Source organism: Blautia marasmi (genome assembly GCF_900258535.1).
Classification (GTDB): domain Bacteria; phylum Bacillota; class Clostridia; order Lachnospirales; family Lachnospiraceae; genus Blautia; species Blautia hominis.
In genome coordinates this window covers 6,031,323-6,053,252 of record NZ_OIWX01000001.1, presented here as the reverse complement: position 1 = coordinate 6,053,252, position 21,930 = coordinate 6,031,323, and the positions used below count along the sequence as shown (strand labels likewise).

Annotated in this window: 19 protein-coding genes; 15 read left to right on the top strand and 4 right to left on the bottom strand. The window is 46.0% G+C overall.

What is annotated here, in order from left to right:
• The first annotated feature begins 125 nt into the window (after positions 1–125).
• From C6P39_RS26730 to gpmI, 4 genes are all read left to right on the top strand, one after another.
• Entirely contained in the window at positions 126–905 is a 780-nt protein-coding gene (locus C6P39_RS26730; RefSeq protein ID WP_104805751.1) for a transporter substrate-binding domain-containing protein, read from the top strand.
• Positions 906–984: 79 nt separating this feature from the next.
• Positions 985–1,680 carry an amino acid ABC transporter permease gene (locus tag C6P39_RS26725; protein WP_095172493.1) on the top strand — a complete coding sequence of 232 codons (696 nt, stop codon included), beginning with the start codon at positions 985–987 and terminating at the stop codon, positions 1,678–1,680.
• A complete protein-coding gene (locus C6P39_RS26720; RefSeq protein WP_095172494.1) occupies positions 1,670–2,410 on the top strand; it encodes an amino acid ABC transporter ATP-binding protein in 741 nt (246 codons plus the stop codon). The genes C6P39_RS26725 and C6P39_RS26720 overlap by 11 nt, the downstream gene beginning before the upstream one ends.
• 233 nt (positions 2,411–2,643) lie before the next feature.
• Positions 2,644–4,185, top strand: coding sequence for a 2,3-bisphosphoglycerate-independent phosphoglycerate mutase (gpmI, locus tag C6P39_RS26715; RefSeq protein WP_095172495.1), 1,542 nt, complete (start codon positions 2,644–2,646; stop codon positions 4,183–4,185).
• Between the two features lie 298 nt (positions 4,186–4,483).
• Here the strand turns inward: gpmI and C6P39_RS26705 are convergent, their stop codons facing one another.
• Positions 4,484–5,359 carry a helix-turn-helix domain-containing protein gene (locus tag C6P39_RS26705; protein ID WP_104805749.1) on the bottom strand — a complete coding sequence of 292 codons (876 nt, stop codon included), beginning with the start codon at positions 5,357–5,359 and terminating at the stop codon, positions 4,484–4,486.
• 336 nt (positions 5,360–5,695) lie between these two features.
• Here C6P39_RS26705 and C6P39_RS26700 point away from each other — a divergent pair, with 336 nt between their 5' ends.
• The 11 genes from C6P39_RS26700 (at position 5,696) to C6P39_RS26650 (ending at position 19,027) form a co-directional block, all read left to right on the top strand.
• Positions 5,696–6,952 carry a uroporphyrinogen decarboxylase family protein gene (locus C6P39_RS26700; protein WP_104805748.1) on the top strand — a complete coding sequence of 419 codons (1,257 nt, stop codon included), beginning with the start codon at positions 5,696–5,698 and terminating at the stop codon, positions 6,950–6,952.
• Positions 6,953–7,184: 232 nt separating this feature from the next.
• Positions 7,185–10,283: an MSCRAMM family protein gene (locus C6P39_RS27640; RefSeq protein ID WP_158661700.1), complete on the top strand. Its 3,099-nt coding sequence runs from the start codon at positions 7,185–7,187 to the stop codon at positions 10,281–10,283.
• The gene (locus tag C6P39_RS26690; protein ID WP_095172500.1) at positions 10,276–10,857 is read left to right on the top strand and encodes a hypothetical protein; all 582 of its coding nucleotides are present in this window, start codon (positions 10,276–10,278) and stop codon (positions 10,855–10,857) included. The genes C6P39_RS27640 and C6P39_RS26690 overlap by 8 nt, the downstream gene beginning before the upstream one ends.
• A complete protein-coding gene (locus tag C6P39_RS26685) occupies positions 10,854–11,510 on the top strand; it encodes a hypothetical protein (protein WP_095172501.1) in 657 nt (218 codons plus the stop codon). The genes C6P39_RS26690 and C6P39_RS26685 overlap by 4 nt, the downstream gene beginning before the upstream one ends.
• On the top strand, positions 11,507–12,004 hold the full coding sequence (locus C6P39_RS26680; RefSeq protein ID WP_158661699.1) for a signal peptidase I: 498 nt from the start codon (positions 11,507–11,509) through the stop codon (positions 12,002–12,004). The genes C6P39_RS26685 and C6P39_RS26680 overlap by 4 nt, the downstream gene beginning before the upstream one ends.
• Complete coding sequence (locus C6P39_RS26675) at positions 11,979–12,671, top strand: TasA family protein (protein WP_095172503.1); 693 nt, start codon at positions 11,979–11,981, stop codon at positions 12,669–12,671. Before C6P39_RS26680 ends, C6P39_RS26675 begins: the two co-directional genes overlap by 26 nt.
• Before the next feature lie 85 nt (positions 12,672–12,756).
• Positions 12,757–14,076 (top strand): phosphopyruvate hydratase, encoded by a 1,320-nt coding sequence (gene eno, locus C6P39_RS26670; protein WP_104805746.1) that lies wholly within the window; start codon positions 12,757–12,759, stop codon positions 14,074–14,076.
• A 214-nt stretch (positions 14,077–14,290) separates the two neighbouring features.
• A complete protein-coding gene (gene secG, locus C6P39_RS26665) occupies positions 14,291–14,527 on the top strand; it encodes a preprotein translocase subunit SecG (RefSeq protein WP_095172505.1) in 237 nt (78 codons plus the stop codon).
• 76 nt (positions 14,528–14,603) lie between these two features.
• Positions 14,604–16,832 (top strand): ribonuclease R, encoded by a 2,229-nt coding sequence (gene rnr, locus C6P39_RS26660; protein ID WP_207657158.1) that lies wholly within the window; start codon positions 14,604–14,606, stop codon positions 16,830–16,832.
• Between the two features lie 4 nt (positions 16,833–16,836).
• Entirely contained in the window at positions 16,837–17,304 is a 468-nt protein-coding gene (smpB, locus tag C6P39_RS26655; RefSeq protein WP_095172506.1) for an SsrA-binding protein SmpB, read from the top strand.
• Between the two features lie 43 nt (positions 17,305–17,347).
• Positions 17,348–19,027, top strand: a complete 1,680-nt coding sequence (locus C6P39_RS26650) for a M3 family oligoendopeptidase (protein WP_104805745.1) — start codon at positions 17,348–17,350, stop codon at positions 19,025–19,027.
• Positions 19,028–19,079: 52 nt separating this feature from the next.
• On the opposite strand, the gene C6P39_RS26645 is transcribed toward C6P39_RS26650, so the two are convergent.
• From C6P39_RS26645 to C6P39_RS26635, 3 genes are read right to left on the bottom strand one after another with little or no spacing between them, the layout of a single operon-like run.
• Positions 19,080–20,081 carry an ABC transporter permease gene (locus C6P39_RS26645; RefSeq protein ID WP_104805744.1) on the bottom strand — a complete coding sequence of 334 codons (1,002 nt, stop codon included), beginning with the start codon at positions 20,079–20,081 and terminating at the stop codon, positions 19,080–19,082.
• Positions 20,082–20,083: 2 nt separating this feature from the next.
• Positions 20,084–21,076, bottom strand: coding sequence for an ABC transporter permease (locus C6P39_RS26640; RefSeq protein WP_104805743.1), 993 nt, complete (start codon positions 21,074–21,076; stop codon positions 20,084–20,086).
• Positions 21,076–21,921 carry an ABC transporter ATP-binding protein gene (locus C6P39_RS26635; RefSeq protein ID WP_104805742.1) on the bottom strand — a complete coding sequence of 282 codons (846 nt, stop codon included), beginning with the start codon at positions 21,919–21,921 and terminating at the stop codon, positions 21,076–21,078. Before C6P39_RS26635 ends, C6P39_RS26640 begins: the two co-directional genes overlap by 1 nt.
• Positions 21,922–21,930: the final 9 nt, after the last annotated feature.

The following is a 21,930-nucleotide window of genomic DNA, read 5'->3' as shown; positions in this document are numbered from 1 at the left end:
TGTATTGTTTTTGCGGTTTTCTGTTGAAATTTGTGTGTAAAACTGATATAATGCTAATCAGTTGAATAAAAATACATAATATACATTAATAATGCATAAAAATGAATGCATAAGGAGAGAGGAATATGAAAAAATTAGCAGCAGCAGCTTTAGTAGCTGCCATGGTACTGTCTCTGGCAGGATGCGGCAGCAGCACAAAGAAAATTGAGTCAAAAGAGGATCTGAAGGATGCCGTTATCGGCGTACAGCTTGGAACAACAGGTGATACTACGGTATCAGAACCTTCTGTGGGGGCCAAAGAAGTAAAGCGCTATAACAAAGGCGCTCAGGCAATCCAGGCGCTGAAAAAAGGCCAGATTGACTGTGTGGTGATCGATACAGAGCCGGCCAAGAAATTTGTTGAGTTGAATGACGACCTGAAGATGATCGAGGACCAGTTTGATGATGAGCAGTATGCCATCAGTATGAAAAAGGGAAATACAGAGCTGAAAGATGCCTTCAACAAAGCTCTGGGAGAACTGGAAAAGGAAGGTGTTCTTTCCGATATCGTAAACAATTACATTGGCGATGAGGCGGGCAAAAACCCATATGAATCACCTGCGGATGCTGACCGTTCCAAAGGCAAACTGGTAATGGCGACCAACGCGGAATTTGAGCCGTGGGAATACCACGACGGTGAATCTATTGTGGGCATCGACGTAGATATTGCTCAGGCTATCTGTGACAAACTGGGATATGAGCTGGAAGTTTCCGATATGGAATTTGACGCGATCCTTCCTGCAGTGCAGTCCGGAAAAGCAGACTTTGGTGCAGCTGGTATGACTGTAAATGAAGAACGTCTGGAAAGTGTTGATTTTACGGATACTTATGCAAATGCAAGCCAGGTTATCATAGTAAAGAAATAAAGAGGACCCTTGAAAAGAAAAGCTGCTGACGATCCTGCCGGCAGCTTTCCTTGCGGGAGAAAGTAAGACAGGTGGAAAAATGTGTGTATTAGGGATTTCACAACAGCTTTATAACAACTTTATAAAAGATGACCGGTATATGTGGCTGCTGGAAGGTTTGAGAAATACACTGCTCATCACACTTCTGGCAGTGATCATCGGTATCATCATCGGATTTTTGGTAGCCATTGTGCGTTCCAGCCATGACAAAAACGGTTCTTTTAAGATCCTGAACGGGGTATTTAAAGTTTATCTGACGGTTATCCGCGGTACGCCAACCATGATCCAGTTATTGATCATGAATTTTGTTATTTTTGGCAGCTTTTCCATCAACCCTGTGCTGGTGGGCGGCCTTGCTTTTGGTATTAACTCAGGAGCGTATGTGGCGGAGATTGTCCGTTCCGGTATTATGTCAGTGGACCAGGGACAGTTTGAAGCCGGGCGTTCTCTGGGGCTTAACTATTCTCAGACCATGAAGTCCATTGTTATGCCCCAGGCATTTAAGAATGTGCTTCCTGCACTGGTCAATGAGATGATCGTGCTCTTAAAAGAGACTTCTATTGTGGGCTACATCGGTATGATGGATCTGACAAAGGGCGCTATGCTGATCCAGAGCCGTACTTATAATGCGTACCTGCCTCTGCTGGCAGCCGCCCTGATTTATCTGGTACTGGTTATGATTTTAACAGCATGTATGAATAAGCTGGAAAGGAAGTTGAGAACCAATGAGCGATAACAACATTTTACTGGAAGTACAGGGGCTTAAGAAAGCTTTTGGAGAGAATAACGTGCTGGACGGCATAACAACGGATATCCGTCAGGGTGAAGTGGTTGCAGTCATTGGTCCTTCCGGTTCCGGTAAATCCACATTTCTTCGTTCCCTGAACCTGCTGGAAGTGCCCACAGGCGGCAGGATTTTGTTTGAGGGTACAGATATTACGGATCCAAAGGTTGATATCAACCGTCACCGCCAGAAGATTGGCATGGTATTCCAGCAGTTTAACCTTTTTCCGAACATGACAGTAAAGGAAAATATTATGCTGGCCCCTGTGAAGTTAAAACTCATGACACAGAGCGAAGCGTCACAGAAAGCGGATGAGCTTCTGGCAAGAGTCGGGCTCCCGGAAAAAGCAGACACATACCCGGACATGCTCTCAGGCGGCCAGAAACAGAGGATTGCTATCGCAAGAGCACTGGCTATGAACCCGGATGTTATGCTGTTTGACGAACCCACTTCCGCCCTGGACCCTGAAATGGTGGGGGAAGTGCTGGAGCTTATGAAAGAACTGGCAGAGTCCGGAATGACCATGGTGGTTGTCACCCATGAGATGGGATTCGCCAAAGAGGTGGCATCCAGGGTGATCTTCATTGATGAGGGAAAGATCCAGGAGGAAAACCATCCAAAGGAATTTTTTGAAAACCCGAAAAATCCCAGATTAAGAGAATTTTTATCAAAAGTATTATAATGACCGGGGACAGGACAGATGGATCTAAGATCTTCCTGTCCTTTGCTGTTTAGCCCCCGGTTTTCTGCTATTGTCCACTGTACAGCGGAGCCAAAATGCATTATAATTTCTGTCATTTTTTTAACAAAAACCGTCCAAATCTTGTAATTAGGATTGAAAAATTCTGGATTTCTGTTAAAATAAAAAAGGTATAAGACGCAGAAATGGAATTTGACATATAAAGGAGAGAAAATATGAGTAAAAAACCAACCGTATTAATGATTCTCGATGGATATGGCCTGAACGACAATTGTGAGGCGAATGCCGTATGCGAGGCAAAGACCCCTATTATGGACCAGTTAAAATCCCAGTGCCCCTTTGTAAAGGGCAATGCAAGCGGAATGGCAGTAGGCCTTCCGGAAGGTCAGATGGGAAACTCCGAGGTGGGTCATCTGAATATGGGTGCAGGCCGCATTGTCTACCAGGAGCTGACGAGGATCACAAAAGAGATTGAAGACGGTGATTTCTTTCAGAACGAAGCGCTGCTGAAAGCAGTACGCAATGCAAAAGCAAATGATTCCGCACTGCATTTATTCGGACTTCTTTCTGACGGTGGTGTGCACAGCCATAATACTCATGTATATGGTATTCTGGAGCTGGCTAAGAGAGAAGGGCTTTCCAAAGTATTTGTACACTGCTTCCTGGACGGACGTGATACTCCTACCACAGCGGGCAAAGAATATATCAAAGAGCTGAATGACAAGATGAAAGAGCTGGGTGTAGGCCAGGTAGCATCTGTTATGGGACGCTACTATGCCATGGACCGTGACAACCGCTGGGACCGTGTGGAGAGAGCATACAATGTTATGACAAAAGGGGAAGGAAATCAGGCAGAGTGCCCAGTTTGCGCGGTGAAAGATTCCTATGCGGCAGAGAAGACAGATGAATTTGTAGAGCCGACAGCCATTGTAAAGGACGGTCAGCCGGTTGGGATCATCAAAGACAAAGATTCTGTGATCTTCTTTAACTTCCGTCCTGACAGAGCCCGTGAGATCACAAGAGCTTTCTGTGATGACGAGTTTACCGGATTTGCAAGAGATAAGAGGCTGGATCTGACATATGTATGCTTCACTGAGTATGATCCCACCATCCCCAATAAAGACGTGGCCTTCCATAAGGTAGCTATCAGTAATACGTTCGGTGAATTCCTGGCTGCCAATGGCATGACGCAGGCACGTATCGCGGAGACGGAGAAATATGCACACGTTACATTCTTTTTTAACGGCGGTGTGGAGGAGCCAAACAAAGGGGAGGACAGAATCCTGGTGAAATCCCCCAAGGTTGCCACATATGACCTGAAACCGGAGATGAGCGCATACGAAGTTTGCGACAAGCTGACAGAGGCCATTCGTTCCGGCAAATACGATGTGATCATCATCAACTTTGCAAATCCGGATATGGTAGGCCATACAGGTGTGGAAGATGCGGCTATCAAAGCCGTGGAAGCCGTGGATGCATGTGTGGGCAAAGCCGTGGATGCTGTGAAGGAAGTGGACGGACAGATGTTCATCTGCGCGGACCATGGAAACGCGGAGCAGCTGAAAGACTATGTGACGGGCGAAACCTTTACTGCTCACACAACAAATCCGGTGCCGTTTATCCTGGTCAATGCAGAACCGGGTTATGGTCTGAGAGAGGGCGGATGCCTGGCAGATATTGCACCTACATTGATTGAAATGATGGGGATGGAACAGCCGAAAGAAATGACCGGAAAATCCCTGCTGATCAAGAAATGATCCGCTAAATACAACGGAATGTTAAAGAGCGCTGTTCTTGCAGCCGGTTTACAGCAGCCGGCGGGGAACAGCGTTCTTTTTGTGCTGCGGAAAAGTTCGGTCAAACTTTCTTATGCGGCAGGATGCAGATCAGGGGTTACTATTCAGCCTTCCGGCTTCATAGCAACAAAAGCATGCACAGTACTGCCCTTCAGGGTACAGACTGCATAAACCGCAGTCTGGCGCGTGGCTGTCTCGGGATTGCCTTGCAATTGCAAGGCAACACCTCACGGGACAGAGGAAGGCTGAACTGTTACGATCATGGAAACTTCTGAAATCCGGAAGGGTCAAAGAATTTGCGGTAAACAGCAGGAGTGAAATCCAGGTCTTTTTTAAATGCCCGGATAAAGTGTGAGGTACTGGAAAAGCCGCATTCTGCCGCTATGGCGTCTATGGAGAGTGTAGTTTCCATGACCAGCTCCCTTGCATGCCGCAGGCGGAGGGTGGACAGGTACTCATGAGGGGAGGAGCCGGTCTCGGCCTTAAAAACCCTTGAAAAGTGATATTTGCTCAGGGCTGTTTGGCGTGCTGCATCCTCCACGGTAACGGGTTCCTGAAAGTGTGTTTCCAGATAGCGGCAGGCTTTTTGGATGGATGGGCTGGGAGGCTTCCGGATCTTGGCAGCAAGGGAGCCCAGTAAGGTGTGGACCATGGAAGACAGGCGGTGGTCATCAGGCTGGGGAAGGCGGAGCTGGTCCAAAATCTGCTGGAAGGTTAAGGCGGCCTCGGATTTATTCCGGAATAAGGCACCGTTTTTCCGGTAGAGGTATTCACAGTAGTCCGGGGTGATGTTCCCGTCAAAGTGAAAGAACTGGAACCTGACCTGTCTTGGGGTATAATAGTGGTGCGGGTGCATACAGTCCAGAAGGACAATATCTCCTGTTGCGGCTGTGAAGGCGTGCTCTCTGTATGTAAAGTGCAGTTCTCCTGACAGGATGCAGAAGAAAAGGTAAGAGTGCAGACCACTCCGCCGGACCTGGTAGGGCGGCGCACAGAGATATTCAGCGCCCCAGTAGACGCAGAAAAGATGTTCCTTGGCAAAGGGGGAGGGAGAGTGGAAGTAAATCCCTTTTTTGCTCATGATTCCCCGCTCTCCCGGGATCATACCTTCCTCGTGTATTTTTTCCAGTATCATAGGCAGCCTCCTTATAGCACAAAATGTATATTAATGAGCATGAATGAGTAGTGAAAAAACTATAAGAATAGTATATATTAGGAGTTAGAAACAAGCAAGACGGAAATGTGGAGACTTGTGGGTAATTATTATCTGCGCACGTTTTGTTTATTATGAGGGCATTGTGTGCTTAGGATGTACAGTAAAACAGGGTAAAGTATTTTGCTGATGGGTGTACAGCAATAGAAAGCTTATAACTGTTGTCAGCAGTTATGGTTACCAAGTGTTTTGGGTATCTGCGCAGGTGGATTTCAATTTTGGTGGATGCTTTCTATACTGTGAGAAAGGAGAAGTGTTATGACATCAAGAGAAAGAGTTCGGGCGGCGTTTGAACACAGGCAGCCGGATAAGGTGCCGGTAGATTTTGGGGGTATGTGCTGTTCCATGATCAATGCCATTGTGCTGAAGGACCTGCGGGCATATTATGGGCTGGAGTACCGTCCGCCGAAAATCAATGATATGTCCACCATGACAGCTTTTGTGGAGCCTGATCTGGCAGACTGTCTGGGATGTGATGTGCAGCAGCTTTATAATTATGGAGATACTTACGGACATATTAATACAGACTGGAAAGAGTGGAAATACCGCGGTGAGACAGTTCTGATCCCATCCAACGCAGTTGTAAAGGATGACGGTAAGGGTGGTTATTTCGTATATCCAGAAGGGGATGACACCCTGCCGCCGTCCGGTCATATGCCGGCCAATGGATTTTATTTTGACAATCTGACACGTACACCGGAATTTGATGAGGATGAGGCCAATCCCGATGACAATGTGGAAGATTATACCCATGTGACAGATGAACAGATCGCCTACCACAAAAAAGTTCTGGCTGAAGTGAGCGGCTCACAGAGAGCCATTCAGGTGGGGCCTGGCTATTTTGGACTGGGTGACGCTAATAATATACCGGGACCGAATCTGAAGAATCCCAGGGGGATCAGAAGTATTCAGGAGTGGTATATGGCCCCCCTTCTCTATCCTGAATATGTGGAGGAGGTTTTTGAGAAGGGAACAGAGATTGCCATTGAAAGTTTCAGGAAATACTGGGATGCATTCGGTTCAGATATTGATATCCTGTTTATCTGCGGTACGGACTTTGGAACCCAGAGAGGGCCTTTTATGAGTCCGGAAGTGTTCCGGGACCTGTATATGCCTTATTATAAAAAGATGAATGACTGGGTGCATGCGCACACAACATGGAAAACACTGAAACACTGCTGCGGCGGTATTTTCCCAATCCTGCCCTACATGATCGAGGGCGGATTTGACGGGATCAATCCGGTACAATGTTCCGCGGAGGGAATGGACCCCAAAACGCTGAAGGATACATACGGCAAAGATATTGTGTTCTGGGGCGGCGGTGTGGATACGCAGCAGGTACTGCCCTTTGGCAGGCCGGAGGAAGTGCGCAGGCAGGTCCTGGAGCGGCTGGAGATATTCTCTAAGGACGGGGGATATGTTTTCAACACCATACATAATATTCAGGCCAACACACCCATTGAAAATATAGTTGCTATGATTGATGCGGTAAAAGAGTTTAACGGGGATAAGTAAAAATATTTGTACAAAATTGCAGGGTAAAACAAGGCGGGAATTTGTGAAAGTTTCCGTCTTGTTTTTGCGAATTTCCTGTGCTATGATTTATCTACATTTCAAATCTCGGAATGATTCCGAAAATCTGAAAAGGCCATTCGGCCGAAATTTCCAAATGTAAAGAAAAAGCAGAAGGGGTAAAAATGCCTTTACAGGGGATTTTATGCCCTGATGCGGAAAGGGGCGTTATTTTATGAAAAAATGGAAGAAGGTTCTGGCAGCAGGGCTTCTTACGGTCCTTTTTTCCAATGCTGTCTGTGGACAGGCGGTTTCTGCCGAAAAAGGCGGGGAGATTCTGTATGCAGATGCAATGGGGCAGGCTATCCGGACCGCTTCGGAGGGAAAAGGCCCTCCATTCAGGGCAGGCAGAGTACAGGAACGCGGACTGCAGTCCGTAGAAAAGGAGAAAATCGCATATCATAAGGAGGAAGCAGAGCATGGTAACAGTCAGAAAAGGAGATTGTGCAGCACCACAAAGGAGGATGCAGAGCATGTTAACAGTCAGAAAAGGAGATTGTGCAGCACCACAGGGGAGGAAGCAAAATATAGTTCCGGTATCAAGACAGGTGATAAGGGAACGTCAGGTTATGAAAAAGACATGGAATCCGGGCAGATGTCAGGAACAGGCCAGAGTTCCGGTCTGGAGACAGGGGGAAGGGAAAAGTCTGTCCCCGGTACATCTGCAGGATCACAAAAAGTCTCCGGTCATTCAGGTTTGGAAACAGAAGGAATGCAGAAGGTTTCCGGTCGGCCAGGAGTGCTGCGATCAGGGGAGCTCTGTATATCCGGTCAGGAGGCTGTACAAAAGAGCGCAATCCTCCAAAATTCTGTCGTGGAATCCAAATATAAACAGAAAAACAGGGAAAATATTTGTGCGAAAGCCAAGGTCGATCTGATGACTGCACAGATACAGAAAAAGACAGAAGAAGGAAGGTCTGCGCAGATACAGGAGAAGGCAAAAGCGCAAAAGGCAGAGCAGAATCCGGATGATTTAAATGGAACGGCAGATTCAGAGCCTCATGTTGATGCGGAAAGTCCGGAAGACCCAGGCAGTCTCAAGGAGCCGGAACGTTCGGATAATGCGGAAACCGGCACTGGGGAAAAACAGCCCGATAATTCTTTCGGAAGCGGCAATACGGAAGTAAGCCAGGGAAACGAGCAGGAGGAAGAAAACAAGGAGGAAGAAAACACAGAGGAAGAAAACACAGAGGAAGAAAACACAGGGGAAGAGAACACAGAGGAAGAAAACCGGAAGGAGGAAGAGCATAAGGAGGAACAGGATACATTGGAAAAGGCGCTGGAGGAACCGGTACCGGGCCAGTATTCCAGAATTTCCGATATGCACATGAGAAGTGCAGTGACCAGCACCATACAGGTTGGCTGGAAGGAATCCCTGGGTTCTATAGATCCCGGACTTTTAAATCTGGATGACCCTTATAACGTATCTATCAAGTATGTGGACTCCAGCGATACCGACAACCCGGATATGCGGGGAAAGTGGCGTCTTCTATACTGTGTGCAGTATCAGCATAATGCGCCGGAAGGGCAGATCACCTGGGATGGGGCAGGGCGTGTCTCACCGTCTATTGCATATCTTATGTACTGGGGCTGCCGATACTGGGGGAAAGAGAGTCTGTGGCCGAATTACAGGACAGGATACGGCTGGAAATACGATGCGCTGGCCACTCAGTATGCGATTCATATAGTCAACGGGGAATTCTCCCTGAACACTCTGTACAATCATCTCAAAGGATCAAAAAAAGAGCAATTCTATAACATCATAAACAAGATGGTGAACGATGCAAATCATCCCCCCTATTATACACCTTTTGCCGATGGCTGGCGAAGCTTTGACTATACCTTGTCCGAGACAAGTGTTACATGGACCGCGCAGGCTTATAATGGCAAAGAGGGATTTATAACAAAATGGATAAACCAGAATTTGTCAGACGGGATCACAGACTGCAGTGAGTATATCACTTCAAAAAAAGGAACCGCGGACAACGGTGCCACAGTTATCTGGAAAGACAGCGGTGACGCGTCAGCGTTCAGAATCTGGATTCCCAAATCACAATATCTGCTGCTGCAGGAAAAAGGTGCTAAGGTCACAGCTTCCATATCAGGCGAACATTCTCTGTATCTGGCGGGCTGGGTCTATAAAAGCAATAATTCCAAATACCAAATGGTGACCATGCTGGAGGGCGGTGGGGGTTCTGCAGCCCACAAAAAAACAGTCACGGCACAGATTCCCAAAAAGGCAGTGAGCTGCTACATAGATCTCCAAAAAGCGGACAAGGAGACCGGTGAGACAAAACCGCAGGGAAATGCTGAGTTTTCGGGTGCGGTATATGAGGTAAAAAATAAGGCCGGCACTGTGGTTGATAAAATGACCACAAATACATCAGGAAAAGCAACCAGTGTTCCACTTGCCACAGGGACCTATACGGTAAAGGAGATTACTGCCCCAAAAGGGTATGAACTGGATAAAAAAACCTACACAGTGACCTTTACAAATACAGATTTGACTCAGAGTGTGTACCGTAAAAGCGTACGGTCAGAAGAGCCTGTGAAAAAGGGAAGTGTGACGCTGAAAAAAATATCTTCAGGGTCTGGCAAAACCTTAAAAGGGGCGGTCTTTTATCTGTATACAGGCAAAAACCAAAAAGTAGGAGAGTATACCACGGACGAGGAGGGGTGTATCATCGTCAAGGATTTACCCTGGAACAGTTACTTCTTTATTGAACAGACGGCTCCGGATGGATATGAGCTGTCTGACAAAAAGATTGAGTTTGCCATAAATAAGGAATCCACCGGCAAAACAGTGGAGCTTACCGCAGAAAATACGCCGAGGACCGTAAAGATCGTATTGGAGAAGGAGATAAATGCCGATGAAATAAATTTTGCAAACGGTAATCCTATTTTTCTGTTTGAAGTAGAAGGGGTGGATTTGGAAGGAAACTCCCATATTCTTCACGGCATTACGGAATTTACAAAAGAATATGTGGAACAGGAGAAAAACAATGATAATAAAGTCCGCAGGACCATCACATTTTTGGAATTGCCAGCCGGCACATATACCGCTCGTGAGATGAAAGTCATGCGGTATTCACTGAAAGACATTACAGAAATTTCAGGAGGTGTCAGAGCACTGGATACCGTGGAATTTGATCTGATCCAAAACGATGCAGGTCATGCAGTCTTTATCAACCGGAAAGATGAATGGCAGGACTGGTCAGATACATCTGTCTGTGAAAATATTATTTTGAAGAGGGAAAAGGTAGAAAATGAGTGAAGTCAGGAAAAGAGAGATGCGGAGAGAAGCTGCGGCACTGCTGCTGCTGATCCTTCTGCTGACAGCAGCCGGGTTAGCGGTGGGCGTGGGGAGTGCCTATTTCAGTGACCAGGACGCGCGCAGCAACCGGATCAAGCCGGGAGACAGCAATCTGGAGATAACAGAGGAATTCCATCCACCGGATGAACTGAAGCCCGGTGAGATCATAGCAAAAAGTGTGCAGATCACCAATAAAGGTAAATCCAGCTGTTTTGTGCGGTGCAGGCTTCTTCTGGATGACGAGGGGATCCTGCCATATCTGAACCTGGGACTGGACACAGAAAACTGGGTAAAAGCGGAAGACGGATATTATTATTATAAAAGTGCGCTGGAGATAGGTGAGATCACAACAGAACTTTTGAAACAGATTGAAGTGGCAAAAGATGCCCCGGAAGAACTGCTAAAGCGCGGCTTCTCTCTGAACGTCTATGCGGAATCCTACCAGCAGGGGCAGTTTTTAAAAGAGGCCTGGCAGGAAGCGTGGAAACATTTTGAAAAGAATCAGAAGGCGTGGAATGAGGAGGGGAGTGTATGAGGAGAAAGCGATATTTTCAGACATTGTGTTTCTTCCTTCTGCTTTTGGGATTAAGCCTGCCCCGCCTTGTCTTTGCCGGACAGACAGGATTGGAGAAGGCAAAGGGAAAGGTGGATATCAGGCTTGAAGAGTTTACTCTGGATAAAAAAGGCCGGGAGGTGACATGGCAAGACTTGGAGGCTGTGATGCCGGGACAGGAAATTGTGAAGATCCCCAGAGTCACCAATCTGCAGAATACATGTGAGATCAGGGCTAAGATTGAAGTTTCCATGGGGAAGAAAGTGGAAATCCCTGTCACGGAGGATATGATAAAGGGAATGCCAAAGGGCTGGAAAAAGCATGAGGATGGCTGGTATTACTATGAGAAAAAATTAAAAAAAGGTGAGAAAACAGATATCTTCCGTTCTTTCACGATCCCCCCAAATTGGAATACAAAATATGACGACAAAGGGAATATCAGAAAATATTATACGGAAAACAGTCTGGATATCGTGGTGACGGTGGAGGCTGTGGGGGATGGGGACTGGTCAAAAGAGGTACAGACGGTGCACTCCCCGAAAACAGGGGATGATGCACCGATCATTCTGACGGCAGTCCTGTGTCTGGGATCTTTAGCCGGAGCTTTCGCAGCCTGGAAATGGAGAAAGTCATGAAAAGGGCATGTTATCTGGCCGGGGAGATCGTTTACTGGGCACTATGCCTGGTATTGATACTCAACCTTCTGTTATGCATCATAGGGATACGCCCTTTTATTGTGGTCAGCGGTTCCATGGAACCGGCTATAAAAACGGGAAGTATATCCTGGGTAAATCTCCATGCAGATGCCAGCTGCATGGAACAGGGGGATATTCTGGCTTTTAAGAGAAACGACGGGGAATTGGTCCTGCATCGGATCATCCGAAAGACAGAAGCAGGAATGGTGACTAAGGGGGATGCAAATCAAACACCGGATCCGGCTTTGGTGAGAGAACACCAGATAAAAGGACGGGTTTTGTTTACGGTTCCGTATGTGGGAAAAGCATTTATGAGAAATGCCGGAGAGTTTGCCGTATTTTTTACAGTGGGCAGTGTGGTTTTATTTATACTACTAAAAACAGTGAAATTTTCAGGAGGAAAATACCATGAGAAAAATAACAATGAAAAATAAGAAACAAGCAGTGATCTTATGCCTGGCACTGGCAGCTATATTTTTGATTGGAAGTGCAGCAGCCTATTTTACGGATACAGAACAGGTGAAAAACCATCTCACCATCGGTAAAGTGGATATCACACTGACAGAACCCAAGTGGGACGCAGTACCGGACAAGGAAAAACAGGATATTACGCCAAATAAAAAACTGATAAAAGATCCAAAAGTGACAAACGTAGGAATAAATGACGCCTTTGTCTTTGTCACAGTCCAGGTGCCTGTTGCCAATGTTATCACTGCAAATCAGGATGGTAGCAGAAACCCAAAGGCACTTACGGAACTCTATTCCTGGACGGTCAACAGCGGCTGGACGAAAATGGGAAATGCTGCAGAAGTAAAAAATGAGAGTAATGTAGTTGTGGCACATGAGTATAAATATGTATACGGAACAGATTCAGTCTGTACTGCACTGGCAAAAGGAGTAACAACACCGGAGCTGTTCAGTTCCGTGACATTTGCCAATGTGATTGAAGGGGAAAAGATGCCGGACGGAACTTCCATGGAGGAGGCGGAGACGGATATTGATCTGAAGGCTTTTGCGATCCAGACCACAGATCTTACGGAAAAGGATGTGACAGACCCGGCAAATGTATGGAAAATTTTTGAAACACAGAATAAATCCTGACAACGTAAAATAATTTGTCAAGGCATATTTTTACTTCAGCCAGACAATACTAGTTTTGTATGAAGAAATTGCAGGAGGTAATGCCATGTATCGTTATTTGCCAATACGAAAGGTATACGCCAGAGAAGTATTAGACTCCAGAGGAAATCCGACCGTGGAAGTTGAAGTGACAGTCGGTGAAGGAATAGTGGGAAAAGACGGGGTGACAGGCAGGGCAATCGTTCCTTCCGGTGCATCCACGGGAAGATTTGAAGCAGTGGAACTTAGAGACGGAGAAAAGAGGTATCGAGGCCTGGGTGTCCAGAAGGCTGTGAACAACGTCAATGTAAAACTGGCAGATGCGGTTCTGGGAGAAAATGCCCTGAAGCAGTGCCATATTGACAGCCTTCTTCTGGAGGCAGACGGAACAGACAACAAAGAGCATATAGGCGCCAATGCAGTTCTGGGCGTATCACTGGCTGTAGCAAAGGCGGCTGCTAAAGCGCTGAAGCTTCCTCTCTATCAATATCTGGGAGGCTGCCATGCAAAAAGAATGCCGGTACCTATGATGAACATTTTAAATGGTGGAAAACATGCAGATAATACTGTGGATTTTCAGGAATTTATGATCATGCCTGTGGGAACAGAGAGTTTTCATGAAGGGCTGCGCATGTGTACGGAGATTTATCAGGCATTGAAAAAAATACTGAAAGATAAAGATTTGTCTACAGGCGTAGGCGATGAGGGTGGTTTTGCACCAAATTTAAGCAGTGCCAAGGAAGTCTTTGAAATCCTGAATCAGGCTGTGGAAAAGTGCGGATATGCACCGGGAGAACAAATCTGTTATGCCATGGATGCTGCAGCAAGCGAACTGTATGACCAGGAAAAAGACTGTTATTATTTCCCTGGGGAATCCCAGATGAGCGGCAGTGAAGTACAGAGGAGTTCCAGAGAGATGGTGGAATACTACAGGGAACTGCTTGATCAGTTTCCCATTGTTTCGATCGAAGACGGTTTAAATGAAGATGACTGGGATGGATGGCAGCTTATGACCCAGGAACTGGGTGAAAAAGTACAGCTTGTGGGAGACGATCTGTTTGTCACAAATGTTAAAAGGCTTAAATGCGGTATTAAACTAAATGCGGGAAATGCCATACTAGTCAAGGTAAATCAAATCGGTACACTGACAGAGGCCATGGATGCTGTGGAGATGGCACAGAAAGCAGGGTACAGAGCAGTGATCTCACACCGTTCCGGTGAGAGTGAAGATACGTTTATCGCTGATTTGGCGGTAGCAGTGAATGCAGGACAGATCAAAACAGGGGCCCCGTGCCGCTCAGAACGTACAGCAAAATATAACAGGCTTCTTAGAATTGAGGATTCTCTCGACGCACAGGCCTGCTACGAGACACCATTTGAGAGATAAAAGATGTGCAGCAGCTCACAATATGCTGAAAGCGTAGTTTTTTGTTCAGTAACACGCTTTGCGCGGCTTCCCGTGGGGAAAACGCCTTTTGGGACGGCTGTTTGCGAGCAGTAACAAAATATTTCCAGAAACAGGTCGGAATCGCCGAAAAACAGTTGAAATCTCGGAAATACTGTGATACACTAATTTTGTTTGACGATTAGGAGGTGTAATCATGGAAATTTTGAGAATTGTACTGACGATTTTATTCGTTATTGATTGTATTGGGTTGACCGTTATTATTCTGATGCAGGAAGGAAAATCTCAGGGACTGGGCACAATTGCCGGTGTAGCTGATACCTATTGGGGTAAAAACAAGGGCCGTTCTATGGAAGGGGCACTGGTTAAAGCCACAAAGATCATGGGAATTTTGTTCTTCGTTCTGGCACTGGTTTTGAATCTGAAATTTTAAGAGATGGCACTCTTGCAGTCACGCAAGGGTGTCATATTTTTATAGGCGGAACACGCCTTAAGTTAGGAGTAAATATTTGAAAAAAAATGCACAAGTAAAAAAACGCAGAAAGATGCTGTATGAAATCATGTGCTGCAAAGAGTACACGCCCATGCGGGCAAAGGACCTGGCAGTGCTTCTGCAGATTCCGGCAGGAAAAAGGGATGAGCTTCATAAAACCCTGGACATGCTGCTGGAGGAAGGCAAGATAAGCATCAACAAGCGGGGCCGCTATGAGGCGGTTAGAAAAGAAAGCGGGAAGAAAGAAAAAGAGCCTTCCCGTGAATATGAGAAGAAAAATAAAGGAAAACGGGAATTTTATCTGACCGGAATCTTTGTGGGCAATGCCAAGGGGTTTGGCTTTGTGGAAGTGGAAGGTGAGGCGGAAGATATTTTTATCCCGGAGGAACACACCGGTGATGCGCTCCACAAGGATACCGTGCAGGTGCGTATCTTAAAAGAGGAGCGTGACGGGCGCCGCAGGGAAGGCGCGGTGGTCAAGGTGCTGGAACGTGGAATGAAAGAAGTCGTGGGCACATATGAGAAAAGTGACAGTTTCGGCTTTCTGGTTCCTGACAACAGAAAATTCTCCAGGGATATCTTTATTCCCATGGAACATTCTATGGGGGCTGTCAGCGGTGATAAGGTGGTTGCATCTATCCGTAATTATGGCACCAGAAGCAGAAATCCGGAGGGGAAAGTAAAGGAGATCCTGGGACATCAGGGTGAAAAAGGCGTGGATGTTATGTCAGTGGCCAGAAGTTATGACCTGCCTATGGAATTTCCGGAAAAGGTGCTGAACCAGGCGGAGAGAATCAAAGATTCCCTCAATGAGGGGGACTATTACGGGCGCATGGATTTGAGAGACTGGACCATGGTTACCATTGACGGTGAAGATGCAAAAGACCTGGATGACGCCATCTCTGTTACCAAGGAAGGGGAATTTTACCACCTGGGAGTGCATATTGCCGATGTAAGTAATTATGTACAGTACAACAGCGCGCTTGACAGAGAAGCACTGAAAAGAGGCACCAGTGTCTACCTGGTTGACAGGGTCATTCCCATGCTGCCAAAAAAATTGTCCAATGGAATCTGTTCCCTGAATGCCGGTGAAGACCGCCTGGCACTGAGCTGTCTGATGGATATTGATAAGAAGGGCAATGTGATCGGCCATAAGATCGCCGAGACGGTCATCCATGTGGACAGGAGGATGACGTATACAAATGTGAAAAAGATTCTTCTTCATGAAGATGAGGAGATTACCAGGGAATACGCAGAGCTGGCGCCCATGTTCTTTCTCATGCAGGAACTGTCGGGAATTCTAAGAAAGAAAAGAGGAAAGCGGGGAGCCATTGATTTTGATTTTCCGGAAAGCAAGATCAAACTGGATGAGAACGGCAGGCCCACGGAGATATATTCTTATGAACAGAACGTGGCGACAGAGATCATCGAAGATTTTATGCTGCTGGCAAATGAGACGGTTGCGGAAGAGTATTATTTCAGGGATATTCCGTTTGTATACAGAACACATGATAATCCGGACCCAGAAAAGATGGAAGCAGTGCTTAGTATGGTACGCGGAACGGGAATTAAAGTGAAAAAGGCAAAACAGGAGATACACCCAAAAGAAGTACAGCGTATTCTGGATGAGATTGAGGGTATGGACTGTGAGCCATTCTTTTCCAGACTCCTTCTGCGTTCTATGAAACAGGCCAAATACACCACAGACTGCAGCGGGCATTTTGGACTGGCGGCCAGATATTACTGCCACTTCACCTCCCCGATCAGGAGATATCCTGACCTGCAGATACACCGGATCATAAAAGAGACCATTCATGGAAGGATGACCCAGGAGAAGAAAAAGCATTATGCTGATTTTTTGGATGCAGTGGCCAACCAGTCTAGTACCCTGGAGCGCAGGGCAGAGGAAGTGGAACGGGAAACTGTGAAAATGAAGAAGGCAGAATATATGGCAGCCCATCTCGGTGAGATCTTTGAGGGGACCATATCCGGTGTTATGGAGTGGGGACTATATGTGGAGCTTTTAAGTACTGTGGAAGGGCTGGTACATGTCAACACTCTGACAGATGACTACTATGTCTTTGACAGGGAACATTACAGTCTGACCGGAGAAACCACCAAGAGACAATATGTTATGGGACAAAAGATAAAGGTACGGGTAGAGAATGCGGATATCGTTACAAAGACAGTGGATTTTTCGCCAGTAACCGAGGAGAGTGCAGAAAAGGTGAGAGGAAAGGAATAAGATTATGGGAAAAGAATCAGGGATTCGTCTGATCGCAAACAACAAAAAAGCATATCATGATTATTTTATAGAGGATACCTATGAGGCAGGGATCGAGCTTGCAGGTACTGAGGTAAAGTCCATGCGCATGGGAAAATGCAGCATCAAGGAATCATTTATCCAGATTGACCGAGGTGAGGTCTTTGTTTATGGCATGCATATCAGTCCTTATGAAAAAGGAAACATTTTCAATAAAGATCCTCTCAGAACCAGAAAACTTTTGCTGCATCAGTATGAAATACGCAAGATTGCGGGAAAAATAGCAGAGAAAGGATATACTCTGGTACCGCTTAAAGTTTACTTTAAAGGCAGCCTTGTGAAAGTGGAGGTCGGAATCGCAAAAGGCAAGAAGCTGTACGATAAGAGACAGGATATTGCCAAAAAGGACCAGAAAAGGGAAGCTGAGCGGGAATTCAAAGTAAAGAACCTGTAAGAACCGCATAGTAATAAATCCAGTGAAAAGCGAGGAGACCAATATGAAATTTTGTGACATGCCCTATGAGAGAATTGACTTTGAGAAGGTAAAAGAGGAACTGCTGGGACTGATGGAAGCCTTTAAAATGGCGAAAAGCGCACAGGAACAGTTTGAGATCCATAAAAAATATTATCGGCTCTCAGATAAAGTGTCCACACAGGTGACCCTGGCATCCATCCGGCACAGTATGGATACCACAGACGCTTTTTATGAAAAAGAAAAGGCTTATTATGATGAGCAGGTTCCCGCTTACAGCAACTTATCTGTGGAATATTTGAAACTGTTGTATCATTCTTTGTACCGGGAGGAACTGGAGCAGATAATCGGGCCTGTAGCTTTTAAGAATATGGAACTTTCCTTCCGCTCTGTGAGTGAAGCGGTGATTCCCCTCATGCAGGAGGAAAATGCCCTGGTGACAGAGTATGAAAAACTGCTGGCCAGTGCAAAAATAGATTGGGATGGGGAGACTTTAAATCTGTCTCTGTTAGGTCCTTACCTCAAGCACAAAGACCCCGAAGTCCGAAGAAAAGCCTATGAAAAACAGAATGCGTTTTTTATGAGTATTGAGGACAAGTTGGATGAACTGTATGATAAGCTGGTAAAGAACAGGACGCTTCAGGCAAAAGAGCTGGGATTTGAAACCTATACAGAACTGGGATATCTGCGCATGCAGAGGAACAGTTACCAGAGAGTACAGGTGGAGAATTTAAGGCGGCAGGTAAAGGAAGTATTTGTTCCGTTCGCGGAAAGTCTGTATGAGCAGAGGAGAAAGCGTCTGGGGCTTTCTAAGATGTATTTTTCAGATGAACAGGTGTATGGAACAAAAGGGAATCCCCAGCCTTTTGGTAAACCGGAAGAGATTCTGGAAGCCGGACAGAAAATGTACGGGGAGCTTTCCAAAGAGACTAGAGAATTCTTTGATTTTATGATAGAGAATGAACTGCTGGACGTGTTTGGAAGAAAGACAAAAGCAGTAGGCGGATATATGACGTATATACCGGACTATAAGTCTCCGTTCATTTTTGCCAACTTTAACGGAACCAGTGATGATGTGAATGTGATTACTCACGAGTGTGGTCATGCGTTTCAGGGATATCTGGCATCCGAAGACTTGATTCGTGAACACGCAGATATCGGTATGGAGACTGCAGAGATCCATTCCATGTCTATGGAATTCTTTGCAGAACCTTGGTATTCACTGTTTTTTGCAGGAGAAGAGGCAAAGGCATATCAGGAAATGCATCTGGAGGATGCGGTTCTATTTATCCCGTACGGCTGCATGGTGGATGAATTCCAGCACCGGATTTATGATAAACCGGATATGACGCCGGCTGAAAGAAAATCCGTTTGGAAGGAGCTGGAACATGTCTATAAGCCTCATTTGGATTACGGCAGCCTGCAGTTCTTTGCGGATGGCGGTTACTGGCAGAGACAGCATCATATATACAGTTTTCCTCTCTACTATATCGACTATGTGATCGCACAGCTCTGTGCATTTGAATATAAAAATAAAATGCAGGAGAATTATGAGGAGGCTTGGAAGAGTTATTTAAAGCTCTGCAGACTATCTGCCTCAGATTATTTTGAAAATCTTCTTCAGAAAGCCGGTCTGCGCTCCCCCTTTGAGGATGGGTGTATCCGGGAAATAGTTGATAAATTAAGAAAAGATATCTCCAGATAAAAGAAACGGCCGGGGATTGTCCGGCCGCTGTAAAGCATATGAGTTTTCCTGCCTAGGAACTTTTGCGGTGATTTATAAAAAGATATACGGTCAGCCAGACAATACAGTGAAACAGAAGCACACAGATGTATTCCGGTATTTGTCTGGCAGACCCGGTTATGAGATCCAGAATTCCGTAAAAAGCCGCGCTGGATGGCAGCAGATACGTTAAGGTATACAGAACGCTGTCTTTTGAAAGAACCAGATAGAACAGCACCGGAGGTGCGAGAAACAGTATCATAATTATCTTGATGCAGACAATCCCGGACATAAGCCCATCTGAAAATTGTCCAATGAACAATCCCACAAGAGCAGCTAAGAAAGCGGACAACATAATGATCAAGACCAAGGGGAGCATCATGCGGGATTGTATATGCGTACAGATTAATGCTGTGAGAACAGCGGACAGCACGGCACCCATATACCCAAGAGAAATTTTCTGGACCATATAGTTCATCTTAGTCATAGGTATCACTTCATTAACAAATCCAATACCATCTTCTTTTTCGCTGATCATATTCATAGCATTGAATGTACACCCCATGAACAGTGCAGTTACCAGTGTAATGGCGGTCAAAAGTGATCTTAAACTATCATTGCTTTTGCCCGGCTGAATATCCATTTCATAGGAGGATAGTTTTAAGCGCTCCTTATATAGCTGTGGGAGGGTATTTCCTATAACAGTATTTACTTCCAGTTCATCACCGGAAAGAATAGCTGTAATGTCCTCTCCTTTTTGTATCACTCCAATAAGCTGTGTGGAAGGTTCATTGACTGCGATCCTCAGATCTCCCATATTCTCAAAAGTTTCCACCCGGCCTATGCTCTGAAGCCAAGAGGCAGTATCAGGTCTGAGATTTCCTTTGACGGCAGCAAAAGCAGTTTCACTGACAGAGGTGAAGCCAATGCCTGACAGCAGGTTGATAGCTAATCCGGCCAGGATAGGAAGGAGAAAGGTCAGAATACACATCTTGTCCCGGCGAATGTTTTTTAATTGAAATTTTATCCCAAGCAATGTCATCCCTCCTTTGCCATTTCCCGAACCAGTGCCTGGCGGACGGCTGTAAACAATAGGATAATAGCAGTTGTACAGGCAGTATAGCAGAGAATTCCCGCCGGTTTTACACCGAAGTATGCGTTTTTCATAGCCATAAACAGGTGATACATAGGATGGTACACGATCCAGTCCAAGGAAATACCCGTCTGTCCTGCAAGAAATACAGGTGTTGTGATAAATACGGCAAATACAAGATACAGAAGAGAAAACTGCCGGAAACCCTGCAGGCATATAGCAAAGAAGAAGCCAGTAAGTGCCATGATGGCCGAAAGGATACCTGCCTGGACCATAACTGCAGGCAGTACAGAAAATCCCCCCAAAAGTCCCAGGTTTATCAGTGTGAGCAAAATGGAGAAGATTAAGTCCGCTAGAACGAAGAGTGTCAGTTTTGTGAGAATAAAGGCTGTCCGGCTTACCGGCAGTGTACTGTGTACCCGGATCACCCCCATCTGTTTTTCTTTGTATAGTGTTGAGGCCAGGCCAAGAAAACCTACCGCGGACAATTCAAAAAAGAGAAACTCGCAGGTGATCTCCCGCCGGCTTTTCATCTCTTTGTCATGAGCGCCTATGATTTCAGCTTTTGTTCGGTCTATAGAAGAAAGCAGTGACACTGCATAAGCTGCCCGGCTGTTGTCTGTGCTCTCCAAACCGGAAGAGACCATATATATCCGCGGAATCTGACCTGAAGCGTCGATGCCTACGGCATAGCCGTCTGAACAGGCTTCCTGCAGTTGCTTGAGGGTATCTGCTTTCACGGTTTTTTGTGCGGCTACAGTTTGAATGCCGTGAGGATCATAGAGGTATACCGGGTAAATTTCCTGATCCAGGCGTACATAGGCCAGATGGATATAGCTGGAGTAGAGAATTAGGGAACCAAGCGCCAGCAGGAAAAACTTTGAAGCCACCATCAGGCGCAGATCTTTTTTAACCAAAGACAACAGCGCATGTCCCATTATATCAGCCCCTTTCCTGTATATTGGATAAAGATGTCCTCTAAAGTCGGTTCTTTTGTATGGATACTTATGATCTTATCATGGGGAAATGGGAAAGCCTGGGTCAGCCGGGGCAGTTCAAGACTGAGAGAACAGCGTTTGTTTTCGTAGGTATATACGATTTCCGCTGCATTGCCGCTCCTTTGCTCTTTTAACCTTTTAGGTGTGTCCAGCGCTTTGATCTCACCGTCGGCAATAAACGCCACCCTGTCACACAGCAGGTCAGCGTCCATCATGTTATGGGTGGTGAGAAAGACAGTAGTGCCTTTTCGGCGTTCCTGCTCAATGATCTTCCGAAACAGGACTGCACCTGATGGGTCAAGTCCACTGGTTGGTTCATCCAGAAACAGTAGTCTGGGATGATTCATCAAAGCTCTGGCCATACTGACACGCTGTCTCATTCCTTTTGAATAAAAAGATACCGGTTTTTTCAAAAAATCTTTTTTAAATTCCAACATCTCTAAAAGTTCCATTGCATCCCTTCTTTTACCCGCCGGATAGAAAGAGGCAAAATAATTCAGGTTATCGAGAGCGCTCAAATTAGTATAAAGATATGGAAATTCAAAAAGAACACCTATTTCATTCCGGAAGTCCTTTTGGCCTTCATTTGGTTTTTGTCCGAAAAGTGACACCTCACCATGGTAACCCCCAAGGATTCCTGTTAATATCTTCTGCGTTGTGGATTTGCCGGAACCATTTGGTCCCAAAAATCCGAAAATTTCTCCGTCTGTCACAGAGAATGTAAGGCCATGCAGCGTTTCACGGGCCTTTTTGTAAGAAAAGCGCAAGTCTTTCACGTCGATCATGATCCTTCC